The sequence below is a fragment of the Methanogenium sp. MK-MG genome, from assembly GCF_009914725.1.
Taxonomy (GTDB): domain Archaea; phylum Halobacteriota; class Methanomicrobia; order Methanomicrobiales; family Methanomicrobiaceae; genus Methanogenium.
Map to the genome: position 1 here is coordinate 1 of NZ_JAAAWJ010000112.1, position 4,456 is coordinate 4,456.

Annotated in this window: 5 protein-coding genes; 4 read left to right on the forward strand and 1 reads right to left on the reverse strand. The window is 43.8% G+C overall.

Annotation, left to right across the window (positions count from 1 at the left end):
• Positions 1-375 precede the first annotated feature (375 nt).
• Positions 376-1,179, forward strand: a complete 804-nt coding sequence (locus MKMG_RS10735) for a hypothetical protein (protein ID WP_165077890.1) — start codon at positions 376-378, stop codon at positions 1,177-1,179.
• A 128-nt stretch (positions 1,180-1,307) separates the two neighbouring features.
• Positions 1,308-1,712, forward strand: a complete 405-nt coding sequence (locus tag MKMG_RS10740) for a hypothetical protein (protein ID WP_165077892.1) — start codon at positions 1,308-1,310, stop codon at positions 1,710-1,712.
• Between the two features lie 40 nt (positions 1,713-1,752).
• Here MKMG_RS10740 and MKMG_RS10745 read toward each other — a convergent pair whose 3' ends face one another.
• Entirely contained in the window at positions 1,753-3,345 is a 1,593-nt protein-coding gene (locus tag MKMG_RS10745) for an oleate hydratase (protein WP_165077894.1), read from the reverse strand.
• A 483-nt stretch (positions 3,346-3,828) separates the two neighbouring features.
• On the opposite strand from MKMG_RS10745, the gene MKMG_RS10750 reads away from it, so the two are divergent.
• Both MKMG_RS10750 and MKMG_RS10755 read left to right on the forward strand, forming a co-directional pair.
• Complete coding sequence (locus MKMG_RS10750) at positions 3,829-3,933, forward strand: transposase (RefSeq protein WP_371415220.1); 105 nt, start codon at positions 3,829-3,831, stop codon at positions 3,931-3,933.
• Positions 3,934-4,456: helix-turn-helix domain-containing protein (locus MKMG_RS10755; protein WP_165077898.1), on the forward strand; the 523-nt coding region annotated here is incomplete at its 3' end.

Genomic DNA, 4,456 nt, shown 5'->3' on the forward strand with positions numbered 1-4,456 from the left:
CGACAGTCAGAAAAAATGGGAAGTCAGTGTATGAGGCATTGAAAAGGTTGGCCGAAGGGAAACCATTCACTGTTCAGGATCTCATGGCTGAATAGTTACGTTTTTGTAATGTTTGAATCGACGAAAATGCAAACAAAACTAAGAACAGATCAAGTTGAGTCCAATAAAAATATATCCTTTCCTATTGGCATTATCATTCTAAAATCATCAAATCCGTCAAAATGAAATTCCTCATTTGAAATGCCCCTTTTTTAATCAAGCTGTCCAACCCCTTTCACACTTGACCCTTTTTTTATGAGCGTTTATCACAATTCCAGTACTTAGCGGCCGTTTCCAGAATAAAGTTAAATATAGTTATTTAACAAATAGTTCTGTATGAGAAAAAGTTTAAGTATCCTTTCCGCTGCCCTTCTGGTTATTTTCTTTGCGGCAGCAATTATCACCGCAGGGTGTACGGATAATTCCGCTACCACGAATGTCACCCCGACACCGGAGGCGACAGCCGAAATGACACCGGAAGCCACCGCCAATGTGACCGCTGCACCGACAGAAGCGACTCCTTCTGCAACAGCTGTGCCAACAGAGGAACCCAAGACCACGGTCTCCGGAGAGGGCAGTCAGAATGCAACCGTTGAACTTTCAAAGGGCGTTCATCTCTTTACCCTTGTGCAGGGCGCACCTGTTGAGAGCACGGTCTCCGTCATGACCGAAAAGGACGGGATCAGTGTGAAGAATGTCTACAATGCAACTGTCTCTGCACAGTCGATGAAAGACGGCAAGTACTACTGGAGCCAGGCATTCATGCTCGAAGAGGCTGCAAACGCAACGGTTCAGGTCGAGACCACCGGAAACTGGACGCTTGACTTCGCATTCCCACAGCAGATCAACGGCATCGTGCCGCAGACATTTACCGGAGCTGCCAACAAGGCAACACCGTTCTTCCAGATCAACGAGGGAACATATAACTTCTCCATCACCGCAGCAAACAATGACGTTGTCGGTGTCCACCTGATGGATTATGACGGAAATGTCATTATGGACGGAGACCGTCAGATGCCTCTTGCCTTCCACCACGGTGCCTACGATGATGTGGTGACGATGAAAATCAACGAGAGCAACAACTATCTCTTCAATGTCATCTGTGACGGCAACTGGACGGTTTCCGTTGCAGAAGCCTGATAGTTTTTGATCTTATCTTCTTTTTTTTCGGCAGAATCCCGCTGTTCGTATCCGTATTGCTTTTGTTGTCGTCTTCCTGCCGGATATGATCGGTTCCTCTCATCCGGATTTTTGTCTCCCATTCCTTTATGCCTGAATCTGCCAAAGGGAATGTAATGATGACCGGTCCGGACATTGCGGCCTTTTTCCAGAACGAGGGGATTGAGCTGTTCACCGAGGTGGGAATTGCCGATATTCCCACCCCCGACCGGGATTATGTCTGTGAGTTTCTTTCCGGAGCAGGTTCGGTTGTGATTTTTGCCAAAGAGATTCCTGCTCTGGTCTACCGGATGCCGCCGAAAGAGAAGACACGGGAGATGCTGAAGATTGCCGCTGCCGGAGGGCTGGGGGAGATAGACAAGAGCACTCTTCTCATCACCCCGCAATACGAGCCACGGGTCTTTCTCAGCGGGGTGGTGACCGGTCGGGAGATTCCTGTTTTAATTCCGTTATCCGGACAAAAAAATGAAAATTTTGATCGCTGTAGTGGATAGTATCCCCGGTGATTGAATTCAAACTGACAAACTCAGGTTATTATCTACTAATTGCTTTAAGCGCTCCAAGTAAATATTTTGGATTGTGTGCCGAATCGTACATTGGATGCACCTTCTTACCTGTATCAAACAAGCCATAAACGGCCATTTGAGCCGTTCTCACAGAATATTCAACTGTAAATACACAATCTTTAGGTGCTTCAGCAAACTGGCCTAAAAATGCAAAATTTGTTGCTCCTTTTGGTATAACATCCGGTCTGTCACCAGTATTTCTCGGCATAAAAAGGCTATCAATAAACGGCATTGCAACAGGGATACAATTTACCTTTCCGGCTTCTGTAATCGGTTTCATCAGATCCTGAATTTTCAAATGATAATAAAGCTCTTCTAACATTTCAGCACCGCTACACTCCGCCATTGTTTTGTCAATGTAATTCCCTTTTCTATCAGGATAGAGTCCATAGCCCCAAAAAATCTTAACATCATCAGGTTGGTTTGGGAAGTGAGGCTGCCGTGCTATTACAATTGACATGAACCAGTTAGAATCAGTTAAGGTGACAAGTCCGCCTGTTCCATCTACATTGCCCGAGAAGTTTTCCATGTAATCGAGAAATGTGCTGTCTTTCATTGTTGCCGTAAATGAGTACCATTTTTGCAGATCAATATGGTCACAGAATGGATTCGGGTTGCCGAAAGACTTATCTTTGTTTGCTATTTTCTTCCACAACTGCCAGGAACCGGACTCTTCCATACCTTTCAATTTTGCTGGAGTATCCCAGGTTCCATTATCGGTGCTTTCTGTTATAGAGCCATTTGTGATAAACACAAAATCATTTTTTCCAAGTACAATTTCATTTTCATCTTTGAGATGCAGGACAGTAGCTGTTTTCTTGTCAGCGGATTGATTGAAATCAATATCAACAACTTCTTTGCCCATTTCAAACTTCACTCCCTTTTCTTCAAGGTATTTCACCATGGGCCTTACTACAGAATCGTATTGATTGTATTTGGTGCGCATTATGCCTCCCAATTTATACAAACCTTCAACAAGATGGATGAACCTTTTCATATATCTTCTCATTTCTGCAAGACTGCTCCATTTTTGGAATGCAAACATGGAAGTCCATATTAACCAAAATTTTGTATCAAAAAAGGCTTGGTCAAACCAATCTTCTATCCGTTTATTGCCTAGTGATTTTTCCGAAGCATAGGTTAATTTAAGAAAATCTGTTTGTTGTTCAAATGACAAGCCATAAGAAGAGACATCCAATATTTTTCCTTCTTTCAATAGACGGGCCTGTCCGTTTGAAACAAACCGTTTATTAAATTCATAAGATTCGTCTCTTACTGAAACATTTGGATCTTCCAGTGAAGGAATGTGAGAAAGTAGTTCCCAATAGCACTCGTAATGCATTTCGTGCATCCTCCCTCCACGAACAACAAATCCTTTTTCAGTTTCTCCGGCACCATCTAAGGCTCCACCAGGGATTTGGTCTTTCTCTAAAATATGGATGTTCTCACCCGGCACACCAGCATCTTTTATTAAATAATGTGCACTTGCAAGTCCTGCAATACCACTGCCGATCAGATACACGTTTGCATATTTTGAATTTTCAAATTTTTCTGTTTTCATTTTTACACCCCTTTTTCGACCATTGTATCAGCGTAGATGCTGACAGTGACCTGCTTTGTTTTTCATCTTCAGTCGGAGGTAATTATGTTACCTAACTTCCCCTTCTTTTCCCCAGGAAAGGGCAATACTGATTCATGGACGCGGGCACGTCCATGATTGGGAAATAGCCGTGTCTGAATTATTAGCTCTGTCCCACCCATACGTCGGCAGGCTTTGGGGTTATTCTATTTATATTTATGCTGGGAAAAGGAAGTTGGATAACGAATTTCTGAAAAATAACGAAATTATATGGTACAACAGGAAAGAATTTTTCAGTTGACTCTGTGGGGGAGTATTTCAGATTAACTCGCGGGGTGAAGGGGCAGAGCGGGAAGTCCCCGGTCTTCAGGCCGGGGATGAAAGCAGAGCCCCTTCCTCGCTACGATAATTATATTGTGTGTCTTCACACAAATTGCGTCAGGAGTATCTGCAACCAAAACGCTGTTGTGGGGAGATGGGTTATGGTCTTCCTCATATTTCCTTACAACATCGGGTCAGGTTAGTCCTGATGTTCTGAAAAGTTACGTTGATTCCCAAATGGAGAAATGAATGATAGTATCCTACAAGTATCGTGCATATCCAAATCCAGTTGCAGAGACACGACTGAATGTAGCACTTGATACCTGTAGGTGGCTCTACAATAAACTTCTGGAAGAATGTAATGAGGCACGGGCCTGTGGCACCCCTCTGAAGAAGAAGGAAACACAGGCCCGGATAGTGACACTGAAAGATGAAAATCCTGCACTAAAAGAAGTCTACTCTAAAGTGCTCCAGATGGTCAATTATACCTTATGGAGCAATATTGCCGCCCTGTCACAGACAAAACAGAGGGGGCGAAAGGTTGGGAAACTCCGTTTCAAGAGCGCATTCCGATACCGGACTCTTAACTTTAACCAATCTGGATTCAGGATTGACAAAGAACATAATGTCATCACATTCTCGAAGATCGGTGCAGTCCGGATCAAGATGCACCGGCCATATATCGGAAAGGTGAAAGGTATCCTGATCACCCGTTCAGGTGACAAATGGTATGTGACCATACAGGCTGAACACGAAGTTTCTGAGCCGAAGA

Bases quoted from the DNA above. Each gene is read 5' to 3' on its own strand.
- MKMG_RS10735 (WP_165077890.1), top strand. From the start codon at position 376: ATGAGAAAAAGTTTAAGTATCCTTTCCGCTGCCCTTCTGGTTATTTTC.
- MKMG_RS10740 (WP_165077892.1), top strand. From the start codon at position 1,308: ATGCCTGAATCTGCCAAAGGGAATGTAATGATGACCGGTCCGGACATT.
- MKMG_RS10745 (WP_165077894.1), bottom strand. From the start codon at position 3,345: ATGAAAACAGAAAAATTTGAAAATTCAAAATATGCAAACGTGTATCTG.